The 22,387-nt window shown below is 39.0% G+C and carries 18 protein-coding genes; 12 read left to right on the plus strand and 6 right to left on the minus strand.

Features of this window, described 5'->3' with window-relative positions; all coding sequences use genetic code 11:
• Positions 1 to 3 precede the first annotated feature (3 nt).
• From ACFSKV_RS07480 to ACFSKV_RS07520, 9 genes are all read left to right on the plus strand, one after another.
• Positions 4 to 1,107, plus strand: a complete 1,104-nt coding sequence (locus tag ACFSKV_RS07480; protein ID WP_380801320.1) for a ThiF family adenylyltransferase — start codon at positions 4 to 6, stop codon at positions 1,105 to 1,107.
• Positions 1,097 to 1,549: a molybdenum cofactor biosynthesis protein MoaE gene (locus tag ACFSKV_RS07485; protein WP_380801321.1), complete on the plus strand. Its 453-nt coding sequence runs from the start codon at positions 1,097 to 1,099 to the stop codon at positions 1,547 to 1,549. The genes ACFSKV_RS07480 and ACFSKV_RS07485 overlap by 11 nt, the downstream gene beginning before the upstream one ends.
• Before the next feature lie 126 nt (positions 1,550 to 1,675).
• A complete protein-coding gene (moaCB, locus tag ACFSKV_RS07490) occupies positions 1,676 to 2,587 on the plus strand; it encodes a bifunctional molybdenum cofactor biosynthesis protein MoaC/MoaB (protein WP_380801322.1) in 912 nt (303 codons plus the stop codon).
• Positions 2,588 to 2,723: 136 nt separating this feature from the next.
• Positions 2,724 to 3,335 (plus strand): fumarylacetoacetate hydrolase family protein, encoded by a 612-nt coding sequence (locus ACFSKV_RS07495; RefSeq protein WP_380801323.1) that lies wholly within the window; start codon positions 2,724 to 2,726, stop codon positions 3,333 to 3,335.
• A complete protein-coding gene (locus ACFSKV_RS07500) occupies positions 3,322 to 5,196 on the plus strand; it encodes a M23 family metallopeptidase (RefSeq protein WP_380801324.1) in 1,875 nt (624 codons plus the stop codon). Before ACFSKV_RS07495 ends, ACFSKV_RS07500 begins: the two co-directional genes overlap by 14 nt.
• A 24-nt stretch (positions 5,197 to 5,220) precedes the next feature.
• Positions 5,221 to 5,670 carry a thioredoxin-dependent thiol peroxidase gene (gene bcp, locus ACFSKV_RS07505; protein ID WP_380801325.1) on the plus strand — a complete coding sequence of 150 codons (450 nt, stop codon included), beginning with the start codon at positions 5,221 to 5,223 and terminating at the stop codon, positions 5,668 to 5,670.
• Between the two features lie 10 nt (positions 5,671 to 5,680).
• Entirely contained in the window at positions 5,681 to 6,532 is an 852-nt protein-coding gene (locus ACFSKV_RS07510) for a transketolase (RefSeq protein ID WP_380801326.1), read from the plus strand.
• 1 nt (position 6,533) lies between these two features.
• Positions 6,534 to 7,502 (plus strand): transketolase family protein, encoded by a 969-nt coding sequence (locus ACFSKV_RS07515; RefSeq protein ID WP_380801327.1) that lies wholly within the window; start codon positions 6,534 to 6,536, stop codon positions 7,500 to 7,502.
• A gap of 101 nt (positions 7,503 to 7,603) precedes the next feature.
• The gene (locus ACFSKV_RS07520) at positions 7,604 to 9,268 is read left to right on the plus strand and encodes a glycoside hydrolase family 99-like domain-containing protein (RefSeq protein WP_380801328.1); all 1,665 of its coding nucleotides are present in this window, start codon (positions 7,604 to 7,606) and stop codon (positions 9,266 to 9,268) included.
• Here the strand turns inward: ACFSKV_RS07520 and galE are convergent.
• The 3 genes from galE to ACFSKV_RS07535 form a co-directional block, all read right to left on the minus strand.
• Positions 9,222 to 10,241 (minus strand): UDP-glucose 4-epimerase GalE, encoded by a 1,020-nt coding sequence (galE, locus tag ACFSKV_RS07525; protein WP_380801329.1) that lies wholly within the window; start codon positions 10,239 to 10,241, stop codon positions 9,222 to 9,224. The genes ACFSKV_RS07520 and galE overlap by 47 nt on opposite strands.
• Positions 10,242 to 10,273: 32 nt before the next feature.
• Positions 10,274 to 13,420, minus strand: a complete 3,147-nt coding sequence (locus tag ACFSKV_RS07530) for a PKD domain-containing protein (protein WP_380801330.1) — start codon at positions 13,418 to 13,420, stop codon at positions 10,274 to 10,276.
• A gap of 122 nt (positions 13,421 to 13,542) precedes the next feature.
• Complete coding sequence (locus ACFSKV_RS07535; RefSeq protein ID WP_380801331.1) at positions 13,543 to 16,683, minus strand: PKD domain-containing protein; 3,141 nt, start codon at positions 16,681 to 16,683, stop codon at positions 13,543 to 13,545.
• 103 nt (positions 16,684 to 16,786) lie between these two features.
• On the opposite strand from ACFSKV_RS07535, the gene ACFSKV_RS07540 reads away from it, so the two are divergent.
• From ACFSKV_RS07540 to dprA, 3 genes are all read left to right on the plus strand, one after another.
• Positions 16,787 to 17,125, plus strand: a complete 339-nt coding sequence (locus tag ACFSKV_RS07540; protein ID WP_380801332.1) for an L-rhamnose mutarotase — start codon at positions 16,787 to 16,789, stop codon at positions 17,123 to 17,125.
• A gap of 264 nt (positions 17,126 to 17,389) precedes the next feature.
• Positions 17,390 to 17,746: a MerR family transcriptional regulator gene (locus tag ACFSKV_RS07545; RefSeq protein WP_380801333.1), complete on the plus strand. Its 357-nt coding sequence runs from the start codon at positions 17,390 to 17,392 to the stop codon at positions 17,744 to 17,746.
• Entirely contained in the window at positions 17,724 to 18,845 is a 1,122-nt protein-coding gene (gene dprA / locus ACFSKV_RS07550; protein ID WP_380801334.1) for a DNA-processing protein DprA, read from the plus strand. The genes ACFSKV_RS07545 and dprA overlap by 23 nt, the downstream gene beginning before the upstream one ends.
• Positions 18,846 to 19,080: 235 nt before the next feature.
• Here the strand turns inward: dprA and ffh are convergent, their stop codons facing one another.
• From ffh to ACFSKV_RS07565, 3 genes are read right to left on the minus strand one after another with little or no spacing between them, the layout of a single operon-like run.
• Positions 19,081 to 20,418, minus strand: coding sequence for a signal recognition particle protein (gene ffh / locus ACFSKV_RS07555; protein WP_380801335.1), 1,338 nt, complete (start codon positions 20,416 to 20,418; stop codon positions 19,081 to 19,083).
• 33 nt (positions 20,419 to 20,451) lie between these two features.
• Positions 20,452 to 21,591: an aldose epimerase family protein gene (locus ACFSKV_RS07560; protein ID WP_380801336.1), complete on the minus strand. Its 1,140-nt coding sequence runs from the start codon at positions 21,589 to 21,591 to the stop codon at positions 20,452 to 20,454.
• 22 nt (positions 21,592 to 21,613) lie between these two features.
• Positions 21,614 to 22,318: an L-ribulose-5-phosphate 4-epimerase gene (locus ACFSKV_RS07565; RefSeq protein WP_380801337.1), complete on the minus strand. Its 705-nt coding sequence runs from the start codon at positions 22,316 to 22,318 to the stop codon at positions 21,614 to 21,616.
• Between the last annotated feature and the right edge of the window lie 69 nt (positions 22,319 to 22,387).

Genomic DNA, 22,387 nt, shown 5'->3' on the forward strand with positions numbered 1-22,387 from the left:
AAAATGGAAAGATTCAGTAGACAATATATTTTGAAGGGCTTTGGAAAAGAAGGGCAACAAAAATTGAAAAATTCCAAAGTACTTGTTATTGGTGCAGGAGGTCTTGGAAGCCCAGCCCTACTCTACCTTGCGGCTGCTGGAGTCGGTACCATAGGAATAATGGACGGGGACTTGGTGTCTATATCCAACCTGAACAGACAGGTGCTTTTCGGAGAGAATGATATCGGACACAACAAAGCAGAATCAGCTTCCCATCAACTAAAATCAAAATACCCGGATATTTTATTCCATTGTATTCCTGAATTTGTTTCCAATCAAAATGCCCTTGAGATCATTGCTTCTTATGACCTGATAATTGATGGATCAGATAATTTCCCGACCAGATACTTGGTCAATGATGCCTGTTGCTTATTGAAAAAACCTTTGGTTTTTGGGGCTATTTTCCAAAACGAGGGGCAGGTTGCATTATTGAATGCCAAGGGTGAAAGTTCCGTGAATTACAGGGATCTTTATCCCAATCCCCCTTCAGTTTATGAAATACCCAATTGTAGTGAAACAGGTGTTTTGGGCGTATTACCCGGAATAATGGGTACTTTACAAGCCTCTGAAGCCATTAAATTTCTCACGGGCTATGGTCAAATTCTGGAGGATGAAATGCTGTATTACAACCTTTTGAATAATGAGACTTATAAACTTCAATTAAGCCTTAATTTAGAAGGAAGGGAAAAGATGCCTAAAACAGTAAAGGAATTCCGTGAAATGGATTATGCTTTGGTTTGCGGTGCAGAGGAAAGTATAGGTTGGGAAGATGCCTTAAATGAAATTGAAAATAATTCCGGTTCTTTATTGATAGATGTAAGAGACTTGGATGAAAAACCAAGGTTGGAAATCCTTAATCCTTTGGAAATTCCCCTTTCTCAAATCCATTTTCCGAAAAGGGAAATCATTCAGGCTGAAGTTATTTTCTTATTTTGTCAAAGTGGAATCAGGAGTTTGAAAGCTGTCCAAATCCTGAAAAAATCCTTAACCGGAAAAAATATATATTCAATCAAGGGGGGGATAGAAGCACCCCAATCTCCCATAAATAAAGTACCCTATGGAACCTAATAGAACCCCGAAAAACATTTTTGTTCAAGGAGCAATTTCACCAGAAAAAATTGCCAAATCCATCGCCAATCATAGTACTAAAACAGAAATTGGAGGCCATAGCATTTTCCTTGGACAGGTAAGGGCCGACCAAAAAGAAGGAGGAAGCGTCAGGGCTATTGAATATACTGCCTATGAGGACATGGCTTTGGAGAAGGCATTTGAAATACGGGAAGACATCTTTTCAAAGTATCCTTTATCCTGTATGCATATCTATCATAGTCTTGGGGAGGTCAAAACAGGCGAAATCTGTTTGTTTGTTTTCACCTCCTCCAAACACCGCAAAGCCGCCATAGATTCCTGTGAGGAACTAGTGGAACGCATTAAAAAAGAATTGCCCATCTGGGGCAAGGAGCTGGTTGATAATGATAAATCTGTTTGGAAAGAAAATACCAATGGGTAATGGGTAATGATAAATTCTCAATTACAAATTACAAAATTCAACTCACAAGATTAAATTCTAAGAACTAGTAATCAATTAATATATACATCCAACGTCCTTCAACCTTTATATTTTTAACTTAAAAGAATGGTCGATATAACCCATAAATCCCCTACATTAAGAAAAGCCATTGCCCAGGCAATTGTATGCGTGAGTTCACAAGCCACAATTGATGCCATTATCAATAAGAAAGTCCCAAAAGGAGATGTTTTTGAAATGGCCAAGGTTGCCGGACTTTTTGCAGCAAAAAGGACTTCAGATATGATTCCGGATTGCCATCCTTTACCCATAGAATATACTTCTATTTCTTACAGAATTGAAGGGTTGGAAATATATGTGCATGCAGAGATCCATACCATTTACAAAACAGGTGTGGAAGTAGAAGCCATGCATGCGGCTTCTGTTGTGGCCCTGACCATGTACGATATGTTAAAACCTATCGACAAGGCAATCAGCATTAATCAGATAAAGCTTTTGGAGAAAAAAGGAGGTAAATCTGATTTCTTAAAAACCGATGGAATGGCTATCAATGCAGCTGTAATAGTTTGTTCCGACACTATTTCAAAGGGAGAAAAAGAAGATCGGGCAGGTAAAATTATTATTGAAAAACTTGAAAAATTCGGGGTCAAGATCAAAGACTATCGAATCATTCCTGATGAATTCAAACAAATACAAGATCTCGCCCAAAAATTTGTTAAGGAGAATGTGAAGTTGATTGTATTCACAGGAGGAACTGGGTTATCCCCAAGGGATGTGACACCTGATGCCCTAAGACCCATTATAGAAAGGGAAATCCCAGGAATTGAGGAGGCCATCCGGTCTTATGGACAGCAAAGGATGCCCATGGCTATGTTATCCAGATCTGTGGCTGGTCAAATAGGGAAATCTTTGGTTTTGGCACTCCCAGGTTCGACCAAAGGTGCAGCTGAATCAATGGATGCTATTTTCCCTGCCATACTCCATGTTTTCAAAGTATTGGAGGGAAAAAGGCATGATTAATTAAGTGTCTGTGTCCTTCCATTCATATATTTAGGCAATTACCGTTCCTAAGGATCATTCATCCAGAGGAAGAGTATTCTTATGCCATTCAGTAAAAAATCGCTTTATTTGCCCCATCAAAAATACCCCTTTCACCATGAAGATAATTGCTATTGGAAGAAACTATGCGGAACATATTGAGGAACTGAAAAATGAACGTCCCTCTGCCCCAGTGGTTTTCTTAAAACCGGATACAGCTTTACTTAAAAACAATGCTCCATTTTATCATCCTGACTTCTCGGACAATATCCATCATGAAGTAGAATTGGTCCTCAAAGTCTGTAAGGAAGGGAAATACATTCAAAAGCAATTTGCCAACAGGTATTTTGATGAAATTGGTCTGGGTATAGATTTTACGGCAAGGGATCTTCAGGATAAGTGTAAAGCCAAAGGATTGCCATGGGAAATTGCCAAAGCTTTCAATGGATCCGCACCTATCGGCGACTTCCTTCCGGTCAGCACATTCAAAGATTTTAATGACATCAATTTCCATTTAAATATAAATGGAGAACTGAAGCAAAAAGGAAATACAGGGATGATGTTGTTTGACTTCGGGACCATTATCGAATATGTATCCCAATTTTTTACCCTAAAAAAAGGAGACCTGATTTTCACAGGAACTCCTGCGGGTGTAGGGAAAGTCTCAATTGGCGATCATTTGGAAGGTTTCATTGAGGATAAAAAACTATTGGATTTTGAAGTCAAGTAAACATCTTCTTTTCTTATTACTTTTCTTTTCTTCTTTCATACAGGTCAATCTCCGGGATGAGATTCCGGCTCCTACCTATTTATTCCCTGTCAGGCCGGGAGAAAAGAATTTCCTTTCCGGGAATTTCTCAGAAATCCGCCCCAATCATTTCCATTCGGGAATTGACGTAAAAATTGGAGGGGTAAATGGAGAACCCATTTTGGCCATTGAAGAAGGCTATATTTCCCGGATAAAAGTTTCAAGTTTTGGCTATGGTAATGTGATTTATCTCAAACATCCAAATGGTCAATCCTCGGTTTATGCCCACCTCGATGCTTTCTCTCCCAAAATCATGGATAAAATGAGAAGAGAAATGTATGAAAATAGGAAAAATGAATTAGAGCTTTTTCCGGATCCTGATTGGTTTCCTGTAAAAAGAGGTGAAATCATAGGATATGGAGGTAATACAGGCAGCTCGGGCGGACCTCACCTTCATTTCGAGATCAGGGATAGTCTTGACAGGGCCATTGATCCTTTTTCATTTGGTTTCAGAGAGGTGGTGGACAACACTCCCCCTGTGCTTTATCGGGTTGCTGTCAGACCATTGGATTATGAATCCAGGGTAAACGGAAAATTTCAAAGGCAGGAATTTACTCCGGTCATGGAGGGGAACAGATATTTACTTCGGGATCAGGTGAAAATTTCGGGTAATGTTGGATTGGAGATCTATGCAATTGATAGAATGGAAGGTGTAAATAACGTGTTTGGAATACCCATTTATGAGTTAATGGAAGGCGAAAAAACACTTTTCCGAATTAATATAGACCATATTGATTTCAATATCGGCCGGTATTTTTTAACCCATACCCACCAGAACAGATTTACCAGATTATATCCTTATAATAATAACCCTTTGCAGATTTATGAACCTAACACGGGTTCTGCAGGAATAATTTCAGCCAATCCGGGAGAAAGGAGGCAGTTTAGGGTCAATATGAGAGATTACTTTGGCAATGTCCGATCTCTTGATTTCCGGGTTGAGGGAGAAGAAATCATACACTTTCCTAAAACCAATACCTCATCATCGGTTCCCGGAAAAGGAATAACTTATGATAGAGAGGTCATGGTGATTCAATCAGAAGTTTCCTATTGGGGTAATGTAGCAAAAGTCTTTGTAAATGGTTATGAAATGGATCTTCCGCCAGCTTATGTGGCAAATGGAAAAAGGACCTATTTATGGGATCTGAATTTTGGAATCCCTGATTCCGTAGACTTGTGCAATGAAATGATCAAGCCAAATGTTTTGAAAAAAATCCCTTTTGGGGAGGAAATATCCTTTGCCAATGCCGATGTTGAAATCAATTTTTCAGAAAACAGCTTATTGGATGATCTTTTTCTAAAAGTGGAGAAAAAAAACAACACCAGTATCACAGTTAACAATAGTCAGGAATTTCTACAGGGAAACATTGAAGTTTTGTGGAAGAGTCCCGAAATCTTTGGAGATAAAAGTAAAGTTCATGTATATTTCCAAGCAGATAATGGACGGAAATCTTTTATTGGTGGTGAATGGGAATCCGGACATATCCGTTTCCAAACCAGAAATTTTGGTACTTTTGTATTGGATGAAGATATTATTCCTCCAACAATACAAGCTGCTAGGGTCAATCGGGAAAATTTGAGGTTTATCATCAGAGATCAGAAGTCAGGAATCAAAGATTTTGAGGCCTTTGTGGATGGAAAGTGGGTATTGATGCGGTATGAACACAAACAAAATGTGATTTGGTCCGAAAAATTGGATAAACAACCATTCCTTGGGGAAGTTTTATTATTAGTGCGGGATATGGCCGGGAATGAGTCCCGATTCAGTACCGTAATAAAATAATTATCAACCAAAAAATTTTAAATTATGTCATTAGAAGTAGGAAAAAAAGCTCCGGATTTTGAAGCTAAAGACCAAAATGGAAATTTGGTTAAATTGTCAGATTTTAAAGGAAAAAAAGTTGTCCTGTATTTTTATCCAAAAGACAATACTCCAGGATGTACCGCACAGGCCTGTAATCTTAGAGATAATTATGAAGCATTGCAAAAGGCTGGATATGTAGTTCTAGGAGTAAGTTCAGATTCACAGAAATCCCATCAAAAATTCATTGAAAAACAAAGCCTCCCCTTTACTTTGTTAGCTGATGAGGATTTGAAAGTCCATGAGGCCTATGGCACCTGGGTAGAGAAGTCCATGTATGGAAGAAAATATATGGGAACTGCAAGGACGACATTTGTCATTGATGAAAAGGGGAATTTGGCTGAAATCATTGAAAAAGTAAACACAAAAGAACATACAAATCAAATTCTCAAATAATTCCAAACCAATGGAAAAAAAATCTATCGATCAACTCAAAAAAATCTGTTCTCAGGTCAGAAGGGATTGTTTGCGCATGGTACATGCGGTACAATCCGGACACCCTGGAGCAGCTTTAGGTCTTACTGAATATTTTGTTGCCTTATATTTCTATGAAATGGAACATAATAGCAACTTCAACATGGATGGTCAAGGTGAAGACCTGTTTTTCTTATCCAATGGACATGTTTCAGCACTTTGGTACAGTGTATTGTCAAGAACAGGATATTTCAGTACTGAAGAATTGAAAACATTTAGAAAGATCAGCAGTAGACTTCAGGGACATCCTGCCACAGAAGAAGGCTTGCCAGGTGTACGCATTGCTTCAGGATCTTTAGGACAGGGGCTTTCTGTTGCCATAGGAGCCGCCCAAACCAAGAAACTGAACAAGGACAATCATTTGGTTTATGTCATGATGGGAGATGGTGAGCAACAGGAAGGACAGGTTTGGGAAGCGGCCATGTACGCTGCCCACCACAAAGTGGACAACCTTATTGCTGCCATTGATTACAATGGACAGCAAATTGATGGACCTACTGAGAAGGTGATGGATTTGAAAAACTTACATGCCAAATATGAAGCTTTTGGTTGGGAGGTAATTGATATCAAAAAAGGCAATGATATTGAAGAAGTATTGAAAGGATTGGAAAAGGCTAAAAGTCTTACAGGTAAAGGCAAACCTGTGGTTATTCTCCTTTATACTGAAATGGGATATGGAGTGGATTTCATGGTAGGTACGCACAAATGGCATGGTGTTGCTCCAAATGATGAACAGCTTGAGAATGCCTTGGGACAATTAGAGGAAACATTAGGAGATTATTAAAATGGAAAAGACTTTGGATTTAAAATATACATTTACAGAAAAGAAAGATACACGCTCTGGTTTTGGGGATGGTTTATTAGAGGCCGGACGTAAAAATCCGAACGTGGTCGGATTATGTGCTGATTTAATTGGTTCCCTGAAAATGGGGGCTTTCCAAAAAGAATTTCCTGAAAGATTTTTTCAAACAGGGATAGCAGAAGCCAACATGATTGGTTTGGCTGCTGGTATGACCATAGGAGGAAAAATACCCTTCACTGGCACATTTGCAAACTTTTCTACCGGAAGGGTTTACGATCAGATCCGCCAGTCAATCGCTTATTCTGAGAAAAATGTCAAGATCTGTGCTTCCCATGCCGGACTTACCTTGGGAGAAGATGGGGCTACCCATCAGATTCTGGAAGATGTGGGAATGATGAAAATGCTGCCCAATATGACTGTAATCGTTCCATGTGATTATAACCAAACCAAGGCAGCCACTTTGGCTTTGGTGGACCATCATGGACCTGCCTATTTAAGATTTGGAAGACCCAGTTGGCCTATATTTACTCCTGCTGATCAAAAATTTGAAATCGGCAAAGCGGTAAAAATGATTGAGGGAAAAGATGTGAGCATTTTCGCAACCGGACATTTGGTTTGGGAAGCAATTGTAGCTGAAGCCATGTTGAGAGAAGAGGGTATTTCAGCAGAAGTAATCAATATCCATACCATCAAGCCTTTGGATGAAGCCGCGATTTTGGAATCTGTGAAAAAAACAGGATGTGCTGTTTCAGCGGAAGAGCATCAGATCAATGGTGGTTTGGGTGACAGTATTGCCCAGGTATTGGCCAGAAATTTACCTTCTCCTTTAGAGTACATTGGAGTCAATGATTCCTTTGGAGAATCAGGAACTCCTACCCAGCTGTTGGAGAAATATGGATTGAATGCTGAGAATATCGTAAAAGCTGCCAAAAAAGCCATTTCCAGAAAATAAGAAAAACCCCGAAAAATAAGATAAGCCGTGATGGGATTTCCATCACGGTTTTTTTATATTCGTTATTGGAAATGATTTATTTAAACTTAATCTCTTTTTGTATGAAACTATTTTCTTCAATTATCCTCCTATTTGCCTTTTTTGCAATCGATCCGGTAAGTTGTGAAGAAAAGGTTAAGCAAATGAATGAAAGTACAAAAAAGGAAAAGGAAGCCCCAAAACCTGCTGAGCCGGTCTTTATGCCAGAAGAAAATTCTACAATTGAAGGAGCCCGATTTGAAGAGGATAATAATGGAAAAACACAACTAGTGGGGGTTTATTTTATGCCTTCTTGGAATACCTCTTCTGATCCAAAAAAGGATATCGATAGTTTTTGGTCATGTCTAACAGGCAGGGAAGATTGTTCCAATTTAAAAAACCCAGCGATTTGGGGACCTAGAGGAAGAATTTATAATAATCAATACCGCTATGAGGGGCCTTTTTTGGAAAGAAAACCACATCCTAGTTTGGGAGGATTTTATAAAAGAGATGATCCCAAAGTAGCACGAAAACAGTTGGAATACATGAAGAGCTATGGGATAGATTTTTTCGCATATAATTGGTTTTTTGGAAGGCATTTTTATTACTACCGGTATTTCGGCCCCCAATCCAAAATCTATTATCCTGAAGGTTGGAAGATCGACCCCAATAGGGATGGTCGAGTTGCGGTACCCGGAGTAGAGGTTTGGAATGAACAATTAACGGTATTACTTCAGGAGAATGAAAAACTTCCAGCTGACAAACAAATGAAATGGGCTATCAATTGGTGCGATGACAGCGACGAAAGATGGCAGGCATGGCTGGATCTGGGTTCACCTGCCAGTATTCAGGCCGGAAGAAATTTTCCTGGGGAAAGTCCTGATAAAGCCCTGTATTTACAGGTACATGATAAGATTACCCAACTTTGGATAGATAAATATTTTAAAAGGAAGGATTATTTAAAGGATACTGATGGAAGACCTATTGTCTATTTTTATTTCCCTCATGATACCGAATCCAGAGCAGCGTTTTATGGTATTACCATGAAAGAGCTCTTGGACAGATCCAAAGCATTAGCTCAAAAAAATGGCTTGAAAGGAATCAAATTCATTGCAGTGTCCACCGGTGCCATGTTGCCTGTAGAAAAACCATATGGTATGCCGACCAAATGGAAGGCTAAAAACAGCAAAGAGCCTTGGAGAGGTGGAAGTTATACCGAGCGCCTGTTGTTCCAGGATTATGTACCTAGATTAAAAGGAATGGGATTTGAAGGATTAAGCTCCTATGTATACCATTCCTATTTTCAGCAGTACAACAAAAGTTACGCAGACATGCGAAAAACCTATGAAGGACATTGGAACAAATGGAGTGAATATTATAAAAATGATCCCGCTTTCGAATACCAAGTTCCGGTGGCTATGGGATGGGATATGCGGCCCATGGGAGGAACCTGGCCACAACAGACAGGCTTTCCTTCTGAACCGGAAAAAGACAGGGTACACAGTACCAAAGCCACTTTTAAGGCAAAGCTTGAAGATGCCAGGGAAATTTCTGAAAAATATCAATCCAGTAATGGAAATACCATCATGATATGTTGCTGGAATGAATATTTAGAAGGCAATTACATTGAACCGACAGAGGGCCATGGTTTCGGGTACCTGGAAGCCATCAAAGAAGTTTTCGTGGACAGAAAGACAGGATTTATCCCCTCTCCCTCAATTTCTGTTGCCAGTTCCAGGAATCCCTAAGGGAGTCTTCCAAAGAATATTTGGCTTTCCAACCTAAATATGAATTGATTTTTTCAGTATTGGCCCATACTTTCTCGACATCCCCGGGACGTCTTGGGCCAATACTATAATTGAGTTTTTGTTTACTGACTTTTTCAAAGGTATGGATTACTTCCAATACGGTATTTCCATTTCCTGTACCTACATTGAAGATATCATAAAAATTATCCTTTTGATTGAATAAAAATTCCAAGGCCTTTACATGGGCATCAGCCAGATCCATGACATGAATATAATCCCTGATACAACTACCGTCAGGAGTATCATAATCATCACCAAAAACAGTAAGCTTTTCCCTTAATCCTGCAGCTGTTTGGGTAATAAATGGAACAAGGTTACTAGGTACACCCAACGGCAACTCCCCTATCTCGCCGCTTGGGTGGGCCCCTACAGGGTTGAAGTATCTCAATGAAATAATCCTCGAATTAACCCCACTCTTGAAATAATCCCTTAATATATCCTCACAGATTTTTTTTGAATTTCCATAAGGGCTTTCCGCTTCCTTTCTTGGGGTGTATTCTGACACAGGAAGTTCGTCAGGTTGTCCATAAACAGTACAAGAAGATGAAAAAACCAGGTCTTTGACGCCGTATTTTGCCATTTTTTCCAAAAGAATCAACAAGGAATCAATATTATTGGAATAATATTTCAACGGAAGTTGGGTGCTCTCTCCTACTGCCTTAAAAGCAGCAAAATGGATCACACCTTTGAAGTCATTCTCAGAAAAAATTCTTTCCATCATATCCCTATCTATACAATCACCTTCATAACAGACGACTTCTTTCCCCAGGATATTCTTTAAACCTGCTAAAACCGATTTTTCAGAGTTTGAAAAGTTATCAATAATAATGGGCTCAAATCCAGCCTCCACCAAAGATACTGCAGTATGTGAACCGATATATCCGGCCCCACCTGTTATCAAAATTTTTTTCATAGAACAATAATTGATTTACAATTATAAAAGATTTATCTGACTAATGTAAAAATTCCCCGTTGCTGTTTTGTAAGTATCTGTCCCTCTAAATTAAAAGAATATTCTATCATGTAAGTATAGGTTCCCATTGGAGCTTCTTCACCATTGAATTTACCATCCCATCCATCCGTGCCTACAAACAACAATTGACCCCATTTGTTGTAAATCATTAATTTATAATTCACCTCACAATTGCTTATTCCTTGATAGAGTCCATCAGAAGGATTATAACCAGTAGGCATTCTTAATTGAGGTTCAGCTTCCTGCATTTCACCTATGAAACTTTGTGAGCATCCATTTGCATCTACAACGGAAACACTGTATGTTCCAAATGGGATATTACTTAGACTGGTTCCTGTCGTACCATCCCAATCCCAGGTAATGGTATAGGGAGCCACTCCACCGGAAGGAACTATTGTTAAAACTCCACTTGAAATACCTGGACAGGCAACTTTCTCTATTTCAAATTCTGCTGTTATGGGTTCAGGTGAACCCACACTGAAATTGACCTCAAATTCACACTTGGCTGCATCAAAAACCTTAATATTATAATCCCCTCTTGATAAATTGAACAGTTGGACAGAAGAACCCATAATCAGTACACTTTCCTTATCCACCCTATAGGGAGGTACACCACCTTTGATATTTAGGGTCGCAAACCCATCTTCACTATCAAAGCATGATGCATTACTTATGGCCGGTAGCCCATCCAATTCCATAGGTACAGACTCTTGGATCTGCAATTGGCTAAAGGAAATTTCACAACCTCCCAAATCCTGAATAATGACTTCATAAATCCCTGCTCTTAAACCATTTGCTTCAGGTTCTTTCAAATCTGGGTCATGAGACCAAATAAAATTATAAACCCCAGATCCTCCGTTCACATTCAACCTGATCAACCCTTCATTCGTTCCCTGACAGATAAACTCAGTAATTTCTGTAACCTCAGCAACAAGTGGAGGATTGACTTTCACTTTTAGCTTTTGAGACTCTCCTCCGCAAGAGGTATTTATAAAACTAAATTCTTCATACCATATTTCACCTTCTGTACCAATGCCTCCCCATAAGACTTCAACTTTTTCGGAAAATCTATCAGAAATGATTTCTCCTCCCTGAATAAACCATTCATAATTCCTATTAGGAATTACATCCTTTACTTCATAGAAATAGGTAGCATTTTCCTGATAACAGATCTGATTCAATCCTATGGCCAAACCGGGCTCAATAGTATCATTGATCAGAACTTCTAAGTCTATGGGTTTTCCCCAACAGCCCAATTCTGTAACCGGAATCGCAGTAACTTTCGCTTCCGGGGTCGAGGAACCCCATTTAATTTTTACCGAATAGTTATCAGATTGAAGGATTTCTCCTCCATTTACTTCCCAAAGAACTTTATCAGTATTTTGAAAATTCTCAAAAAGGTAAACTGCCTCGTCAATATCAGGACAAACATTTTCAGGGCCAATCAATTCTCCTTTACTCTCCAACACCTCAACTTCAAAATAGGCCTCTTCAATTTCATCACAGGATCTATTCCCCGTTAAGGCCACAATTTTGATTTGGTATATGCCGGGATTTTCAAATAAGTGATCTACTGTTTTACCTTCCTGTATTTCTGTGCCATCACCAAATGTCCATTCAAAAATTTCAAATTTTGGATCTCTGGGTAAAATAGTCCAGGAACCGGTTTCACCCAAGCAGGCCACTTTGTCCCCGGAAACTTCAAAATCATAGGCTACCTCTGTTTCAAAGTTAAGATTGCTAAGACTTGCACCGGCTGAATACCCATAAGACTCAATAAATCCTGATCCATAAGCATATCCTATGACCCCTTCAGGATTACTTAATGTGTGGCTACCTTCCGATACCTTTACTCTTGCATAGGAAAATTCAGGTTTCCAGAAAACCGGATTAAACTCTGCCCCAATATTGATACCATCTAATACTGTCTGGTTTGCTGATTCCGTTTTTGCCAGAATATTCACAAAGTGCTCGACTATACCTACTACTTTGACCGAAGAAAATACAGTCTTCTTGATTAATTGGTTATTGGGGCTTAGGGTAATCATAGTGGGGTCTCCATCCCCTGCACCCGCGCCTACCTGATTGTTACATTTATAACTTTTTGCAAAAGTAGTCACTGCTATGGGTTTGGTAGCCGTGATGTATGCCAAATCATCTTTTCCAAAGGAAAAAGAAACAAACTTTCCGGCATTTAGGGTAGCACTTTGTTGTCCGTTGACATAAACCACTGTATTGTTTTCGGAAGCAAGAATTTTAACCATTTCTCCCGATGACCTTCCTGCCAATGGAATATGGATATATTCTTTGCCCCAGGAAAAAGTGGGATAAATCTGTTGGAAAAGGTGATCACCGGTAGATGCATCATCACAACCCTCTCCTACAGAGGTCATTTTATTACCACCGAATACTGCAATATTTTTACAGTCACCGTCCGTAGAACCAACTACCCTAACCCTGGTTCCAGTCAAATCTCCCACAGCCTTAACCTGATAACTTTCTCCTCTCTTTAGCGTCACCGACAAGGTAGATCCAGCTGGTACAGGTACTGGCTCCACACTTGGAGCCGAAAGGACAATTTCGACCCTGGTTTCGTCTTCAACCGCCAGAATCAATAGGGTACTTTCAAAATTGACATTCGATCCAGGATTTACTCCTGGGCCAAAAACCTCATGATGTGCAGATACCCAATAATCTTTTCCGATAGAAGATAAGGGCAGAATAACCGTTCCATCCGCACTTCTTTCCCTAAAATTAAAGGCATGAACTGAAATGTTTCCATTGGAATTGACATAGACCCCTTTATTTTCAATCTGCCTTGATGACCTATGGATAATGTCCATTCCATCCTGTGGAAAATAATACACAAATTGCTCTCCAGCCTTTAATGAAAAATTGATAGTATTATTGACATATTGGATTATCCCAGATGCATCCTCTTCAGCTGAGATGATGATAGATGCCTGATCCAATCTATTAGGGGCCACCCGGTGATTCTCCATAAAGCCCACAAAAAATTCCCTTCCAATAGTAGTAAGTTGGGCGTTTACTTCTAAGCTTAGAAATAAACTGATTAAGGTGGTCAGGAAAAAACCAAATTTACTACCAAGGGCACGCATAATTAATTCACCTTCATGAAAGTACAATTTATCAATAATTTCTAAACTTAATCAATCTTGATTATAGTAACTTGCATTGATTTATTTAGAATAATCATTTGTATACCCAAAAGGTTATAACTTTAACGAATAATTGTAAAAACACCCCTAATTTCCTTTTCAAAAACTTCCCCATTTAGATTATATACATACTGGAATAGGTAAGAATAAGTACCCAAAGGAACAGGAGTATCACCATATTTTCCATCCCAACCTGAGTCTCCTGAATATATCAACTGGCCCCATCTGTTAAACACAGATAGGGTAAAATCCAGATCACAATTAGACACTGCAGAGAATAATCCTTCATCCAAACGGTAACCTGTTGGCATTCTGACCAATGGAGTGCTCTCTTTCATTTCCCCTATCCCAAAACCTTGGCAGCCCCTCCTATCTGTGACCGTAACATTATACACTCCCCTAGGTACATTTTCAAGGATTTGATTTCCGGAATTATCAAAATCCCACAAATAAATGTATGGACCAAATTGGTTATCAGGCAAGACTATTAATTTCCCATTATTTTGACCAGGGCATGATGGTTTTTCAATATTTACATCCACCATATAGGGTTCAGGTGAATCTATTACAAAAGAAATGGGAATGGAACATCCATTTGCATCCCTCACTTCAAAATCATATTCCTGTCCTTCCAAATCAGGCAATTTTATCTCATTTCCGGAAATGATAGCAAAAGGATAATCAATTGAATAGGGAGCAGTACCTCCCCTGACAATGATACTTGTTTCCCCATCACTTCTTCCGAAACAACTTGTCGGAGTGAGGGAAAGACTGACTGTTTCAAGAATTTCAGGTTGCACAATTTCAAGGTCATTGATAATTATCTCACAACCGAAACTATCGGTGATTTTTAAGGCATAAATGCCAGAAGATAAATTTTCCGCCAACCCGGAATTCAGGTTTACATCATGGCTCCAGGAAAAGGAATATGGTGGGGTTCCCCCTTTGGGCTTAATTGTAATATTTCCATTTGATTCTCCAAAACACAATACGTTGGAAATCAATTGTTCTTCAATTTCCAGTTTTGGATTGATAATAACCTCAAGTCTGGGAGACTCTCCTTCACACAAATCATCCAATAAACTGGATTCTTGAAACCAAATAGTTCCTCGGGTTGAGCCTTCAGCCCATCTGACATTTATAACCGGTAAATCATTTTCACCGATAATTTCTCCTCCTTCTATCATCCAAAAATATTTTCGGTTAGCGTATTGATTTTGCACCCTATATTCAAAAATCCCTTCGGGATTATAACAAATCTCTGTTTCACCGGTAGGGATTTCAGAAATAATCACAGGATTAATATTAACCTGTAATTGTACTTCTGCCATTGGACATCCTTCCATAGTGAATGGTATGGCCAGAACAAATGCATCTGGATTGGTTTTACCCCATCGGATGGTTACCAAGCCTTCTTCTTCATTGAGGTCAATGATTTCCCCTCCTTCCTGCTTCCATTCCACTTTAGAGAATTCTTCAGGAGATCTGAAGGAATAGGTAATTTCCTCCACTTCAGGACAAACTGAGGTCAAACCAATAATTTCTCCCTCAACGGTTTGCACGTTCACATTAAATTTTACCTCCTCTTGCTGATCACAACTATTTATACTCAGGGAGGCTATAACTTTAATTTCATAAACTCCAATCTCGCCATAGGTATGCTTTACCTGTTTTCCTTCTTTTAGGGGACTCCCATCCCCAAAATCCCACAAAAAATATGTGAACAGCTCATTTTCGGGAAAAATCTCCCAGGTTCCTTCTTGGTTTAGGCAGGCCACTTTTTCCCCTTGAACCTCAAATTCATAAGTGGGTTCTGTTTCAAAATTTAAATTGGACAAAGCGGCACCTACTGCATATCCATAAGATTCCACCACCCCGAACCCATAAACATAGGCTATAAATCCTTCCGAATTATCCAATCGATGAACGCCTTGGGGAATATTCAACCTTGCATAAGAAAAATCGGGATATTGCGGAAATGGCGTAAACTGATTACCTATATTTTGACCATCAAGCCTGGTGAGACCTGAAGCAGCAGATGGTACAATGATGTTAACATAATGGTTCCTTACTTCAGGGAGCTGAATGGCGTTGAAGGTTACTGATTGGAGCAATTGTTGGTTGGGGCTGTAACTCATCATGAATGGATCCCCATCTTCAAAAAGAGGTGAACCCGGATCATTACATTCCTGGCTTTTGGAAAAAACAGTGACCAATGATGGCTTATCCGTAGTTATTCTTTTGACTTCGTTTTGTTCAAAATTTAAAGTCAGAAACCTACCTGCATTAAGATTACCGACATTCACACCATCAACCAGAACAGAAGTATTATTCTCTGAAGCCAAAACTTTCACCATCTCCCCTGAGGTTCTTCCCCTCAAAGAAACATGGAGGTAATCTGTACCCCAGGTGGTAACAGGATACATATGTTGAAAAAGGTGGTCATTTGCACCTCCGCAATTGCCCACACTGGTCCATTTATTGCCACCAAAAACAGCTATATTCTTACAATCATCCACATTATCACCAACTACCCTCACCCTTGTCCCCGTCAAATCAGCCTTGGCTTTAATTTGGTATGATTGCCCTGAATTCAAAGAAATTTCAAATGGTATAGCGGCCGGATTGCCACTCAAAGTAAAAACTGAAGGAGTAATTTGTATCCTGGTATTATCTTCCACGGCCACTACCAATAAAAGACTTTCATCATTTACATTGGGGGAATATGGAAAATTGGTGGGTGCAGTCATTATTTCAAAATGAGATACTACATAGTATTCTTTTCCAAGGGAGGTAATAGGTAGCACTACTGTTCCATCAGCAGACCTTAAGCGTTCGTTAAATGCATATACCGAAACATCCCCGCTCGAATTGATATAAACCCCTTTGTTTTCCACTACCCCGGAAGCCCGGTGAAGAATGTCCATGTCCTCAATCCTATAAAAAAACTGGTCTCCGGTATTTAAATCAAAATTGACTGATCTATTGCCATATTGGATAATTCCGGTTGCCGGTTCGGCAGCAGTAATGACCACTATTCCATAATCTAAAGCCGAATTGCCGGGATTATCGTAATCAACAACCCTATTATTCTCCATAAAACCAAAGCGGAATTCTTTTCCCACTGTAGTCAATTGGGCAAATGCCTTACTTCCAAATAGAAAGACCAGGAAGAACAAAATAAAGTAATACCCCTTTGACATGCAGGACATTGGATCCGTGGAATTAATTTAATTTCTTAATATAAAACCCTAATTTGAAAAATGTTCAGATTATTGTACAAATACACAAAATTTAAAAAATATTATGGCAACTAAAAGATATTGCTTAACCCTTAACTTAAAAAATGATCCGGTATTGATTGAAGAATATGAAAGGTACCACAAGCAAATCCCTGAAGCTATTTTGCAAAGCTTTAAGGATGCGGACATACTTTCCATGGAACTTTACCGATGGGAAACGAGGCTCTTTATGGTCTTGGATGTTTCAGAAAATTTTTCCTTTGAAAGAAAAAAGCTTTTGGATGAAAACAACCCAAAAGTAAAGGAATGGGAGAATTTGATGTTGAAATACCAAGAACCAATAGCAGAAAATAAATCTTCTGAAAAATGGGTTTTAATGAATCAGATTTTCAAAACAAATTGAAAAAATGGCATGCGTCATTTTGAATGTAATGGAATTCTAGGTTTTATGAAGGTATCAAAAGAATGAAAGGGAAAAAATACAGGATAAAAAATGAGATTTTTCCTAAAATATTAAACTGAAAACCAACAAAATATCACATTTTAGGTAAAAATCAGTTTATTTAGTAAAAGATTGAAAGTAAATTTGATCAAATAATATTAAATTACTTTACTGATTCGTTACACCCATATAATTTAGATTGTATCATTCTAACAGACCCGAATTGTGCCATATAAAGAGAAAGAGATTGAAAAAAAGTATTACTCTATTGGAGAAGTGGCCAATATTTTCAAAGTTGCACCTTCTCTCATCAGGTATTGGGAAGGTGAATTTGACGTCATAAAACCAAAAAAGGACAAAAAGGGAAATAGAAGGTTTACAAAAGATGATATTGAAAAAATTAGGTTTATCTACCAATTGGTAAAAGTCAAGGGATATACCTTACAGGGTGCGCAGGAAGTGATCAAAAAGAATCAGGAGAAAATTTTTGACAAAGCTACAATGGTGGACCGGCTCCATCAAATAAGACGTTTTTTAATAGAAATTAGAGATAGTATGCATGTTGACTCCACTGACAGATGAATTACAATATCAATTAGCATTACATCGGATTCCGAAAATCGGCCCAACGGTATACAGAAACATTCTGGCTTATACGGGGTCTGCCAGAAGTTTTTTTGAAATGCCTTCTGGCAAAGCTGCTAAAATCCCAAGGATCAGCCAGAAACTTTTGGAATTAAGAAAAGAAGGCAAACTTTACCTTAAGGAGGCTGAAGAAATTATTGCCCAATGTCAAAAGAAAAATATCAATATCCTTACTTTTTCCAATCCTGAATATCCTTCCCGTTTGAAATCCCTGGATGATTGCCCGATGGTACTTTTTACTAAGGGTAAAATAAATTTCAACGCCCCCAGGACCATTGGTATGGTTGGAACAAGGAATGCCACAGAGTATGGCCGAAGTATAACAAGAAAAATTATTGAGGATTTAAGTCCTTACCTGCCAACTGTGATCAGTGGACTTGCTTATGGGATTGATATTGAATCCCATAGGGCAGCATTGCAGAACAAACTCCCTACAATAGCCATATTAGGTTCTTCTGTAGATCAGGTATATCCTTCAGCCCATAAAGGTACGGCAGAGGCTATGTTGGATTCCGGGGGATTGATAAGCGAATATCCACCTGGTACTGTCATGCATCCCAGCAATTTCCCGCAAAGAAACCGGATAATTGCCGGATTGTCGGATGCACTGATCGTAGTGGAAGCTGCCAAAAAAGGAGGCGCATTGATAACAGCAGAAATTTCCTTCAGTTACAACCGGGAAGTCTTTGCCGTTCCTGGAAATCTCCATGCTCCTTATAGTGAAGGATGTAATCATTTGATCAGAAAAATGAAGGCTTCAATTTTTACAGGTCCGAAAGACTTGGAAGAATCCCTGTCCTGGTCAAAAGAAAATCCTGAAACAAACAACTCAAATAAAAACAGAAAAGACTTTGCTGGTTTTGAAGAGGAAGAAAAGAAGATCCTTTTATTACTCCAGGAGTATGTAGAATTGGAGATTGACCAGCTTTCCCTGATGACCGGAGTTTCTATTTCGACTTTAGCCATGAAACTCTTAAATCTTGAATTTGAAGGACTTATTAAATCCTTACCAGGTAAAAAATACCGATTAACCTAAACACAATATGAATTTCCCCAAATTTCGGGAGAATAAAATCCATATTTGGCTATAAGTAAAACTTGAAATACAGAAACCAAGGTCCTTAAAAAGCACAAATAAAAAACCCCAAACTACCCTACTGGCAATTTGGAGTTTTTAAAATAAATGATTTGAATTTGGATTTTGGATTTCGAAAATTGGTAATTAGTAATTGGTAATTGGTAATTGGTAATTGGTAATTAGTAATTTCTATTTATCTTCTTCCCATTCCAGGCATCATTCCGCCCAATGCTTTTTTAGCCCCTCCCATTTTATTCATCTGCTTCATCATTTTTCTCATATCAGAAAATTGTTTCATCAGGTTATTCACCTCAACGATAGTTCTCCCGCTACCATTCGCTATCCTTTTTCTCCTACTTCCATCAATGATGTCCGGATTTTCCCTTTCTAAAGGAGTCATACTTCGGATAATTGCCTCTATTGGTTTAAAAGAATCATCATCTATATCCAATCCTTTCATGGCTTTGCCCATTCCGGGTATCATTCCCATCAAATCCTTGATATTCCCCATTTTTTTGATCTGCTCCAATTGTGACAGGAAGTCATCGAAATTGAATTGATTTTTTCTGATTTTGGCATTGATCCGTTTGGCTTCATCCTCGTCAAAAGTTTGTTGGGCCCTTTCAACCAAGGATATGACATCACCCATGCCAAGGATTCTTTGGGCCATCCTGTCCGGGTGGAAAACATCAATGTTTTCCATTTTTTCACCGGTTGAAATAAATTTGATCGGCTTATTGACTACATGTCGGATTGAAATCGCAGCACCACCTCTTGTATCACCGTCCAATTTGGTCAACACCACCCCATCAAAATTCAATCGCTCATCAAATGTTTTAGCAGTATTGACAGCATCTTGACCGGTCATGGAATCCACCACAAACAGGGTCTCTGAAGGATTGAGCGCTTTTTTCAGGGCTTCAATCTCTTGCATCATCTGTTCATCTACCGCCAAACGACCTGCAGTGTCGACGATGACTATCTTTTTTCCATTTTTCTTTGCATAATCTAAGGCATGGTTGGCAATTTCAATGGCATTTTTGTTTTCAGGTTCCGCATACACCTCCACTCCAATCTGCTCTCCCAAAACCTTCAACTGATCAATAGCTGCAGGTCTGTAAATATCGCAGGCTACCAATAAAACCTGTCTACCCTGCTTCTTTAAAAGATTGGCGAATTTTCCAGTAAATGTAGTTTTACCTGAACCCTGAAGACCTGAGATTAGGATAACTGCCGGATCTCCCTTGATGTTGACATCAACTTTGGATCCTCCCATCAGTTTAGTCAATTCTTCCTGGGTAATCTTCACCAGTAACTGGCCAGGTGATACTGCGATCAACACATCCCTGCCCAATGCCTCATCTTTAATGGTATCCGTTACTTCCTTCGCCACTTTATAATTGACATCAGCGTCAATCAACGCTCTCCTTATCTCCTTTACTGTAGTAGCAACATTTATTTCGGTAATTTTACCGGTCCCTTTTAGGGTTTTGAAAGCTCTATCTAATTTTAAACTAAGATTATCAAACATGCCTGAATTCAATTTGGGGCAAAAATAGGGAATTTATTTGGTAGTAAAATGGTATTGGATCCTATGACGGTATTTTTCACCTGGATTTAGCCTGGCGCTTGGGAAATCAGGTTCATTGGGAGAATTGGGAAAAGTCTGTGGTTCCAGACATAAACCCATATATTGGGAATAAGTGATACCTGCGGTAGTAAGCTTTCCATCCAGAAAATTTCCTGAGTAAAATTGGACACCCGGTGAATCGGAATACAGTTCCATCACCCTTCCGGAACCCGAATGACTAAGTTCTGCCATTTTCACCAATTCACCATCATGCTGTTCTTTGATTACATAATTGTGGTCATATCCCCCTGGAATCTGGTCAATTCTTTCTCCTATTTTCTTGGCTTCATTAAAATCAAAAGCAGTATTGCTTACAGATACCAATTCCCCGGTAGGAATCAATTCATTATTCACCGGGGTATATTTGGGTGCATTGATAACCAACTCATGCCCGAGAATATTTTCCTTCATCGCACTCAGGTTGAAATAACCGTGATGGGTAAGGTTAATGATGGTGGGTTTATCCGTTTCCGACTCAAATTCCAATAGTAATTTATTATCAGCTGTCAGTTCAAAAGTAAGTGTTGTGGTCAAATTTCCGGGATAGCCCTCCTCCCCATCAGGACTTAAATAGGTCATTTTAACCTTCATAGAGTTTTCACTTTCGACCATTTCTGCATCCCAATGTTTTCTGTTAAAACCCAAAAGGCCTCCGTGAAGATGGTTATTTCCATCATTTGTAGCCAATTGGTAAGCTGTCCCATCCAATTCAAATTTACCTTTTGCAATCCGGTTGGCGTACCTTCCAACCGCTGCACCCAAATAGTAATCATTGGAATCATATCCTTCCAGATTATCATAACCCAAAACAATGTTTTCGGAAACTCCTTCCCGGTCTGGCACTATTAATTTGGTAATAAGGCCTCCAAAGCTTGAAATTTCAACCTGCATACCGTTACCGTTGTCGAGGTGGAAGACTTTTGCATTTTTACCTGCAACTGGAACTTCTTTAATTTTAACTTCAAATTTAATTTCCTTCTTTTCCATGGCACTATCGCTTTGTTTGGCAGGATTACAATAACACATCAATCCCATTATCAGGGCTGAAAACAACAATTTGGCTTTTGATTCCATGTTTCGATTTTGTTTTGGTTTATTAACATCCTTGTCCGTAATAGGCATTTTTCCCATGTTTCCTTTCGTAATGCTTACGGATAAGGGAATCTTTTAATCTAGGTGCATTGGGATTTATCTGTAAGGTAAGATATGCCATTCTGGCAATCTCTTCCAGGACTTTACTGTTATAAACTGCCTTGTCAGCATTTTTACCCCAGGAAAAGGGGCCATGATTCCCAATTAATACCATTTCCACCTCTTCCGGACTCAGGTTTTTCTCCGCAAAACAATCCAGAATCTGTCGGCCGGTATTGTGTTCATAATCTCCTTGAATCAATACATCTGCCATAGGTGGAGCGCAGGGGATATCAACAGTCAAATGATCGGCATGTGTCGTACCAAATATTGGAATATCCATCTGGGCCTGGGCCCATGATACCGCATACGTCGAATGGGTATGGCAAATCCCTCCAATATTCTTCCAATGTTTGTATAAGTATGCGTGCGTTTTGGTATCCGAAGAAGGTCTCATTGATCCTTCAATGATATTGTTGTCAAAATCCACAATGACAATATCATCCACTTTGAGTGCTTCGTAAGGAACTCCACTGGGTTTGATAGCAAATACCCCCTTTTCCCTATCTACAGCACTAACATTTCCAAATGTGTAGACCACCAAGTCAAGCTTAGGTAGTTGGAGATTGGCTTGAAGGCATTGTTGTTTTATTTCTAAATATCTATTCATTTGCAATAAAAAGGATGAAGTATAAAGGTTGAGGGATGAAAATTAATTTCCTCTTTGATTAGTCTTACG

The organism is Shivajiella indica (assembly GCF_042683085.1).
Lineage (GTDB): Bacteria > Bacteroidota > Bacteroidia > Cytophagales > Cyclobacteriaceae > Shivajiella > Shivajiella indica.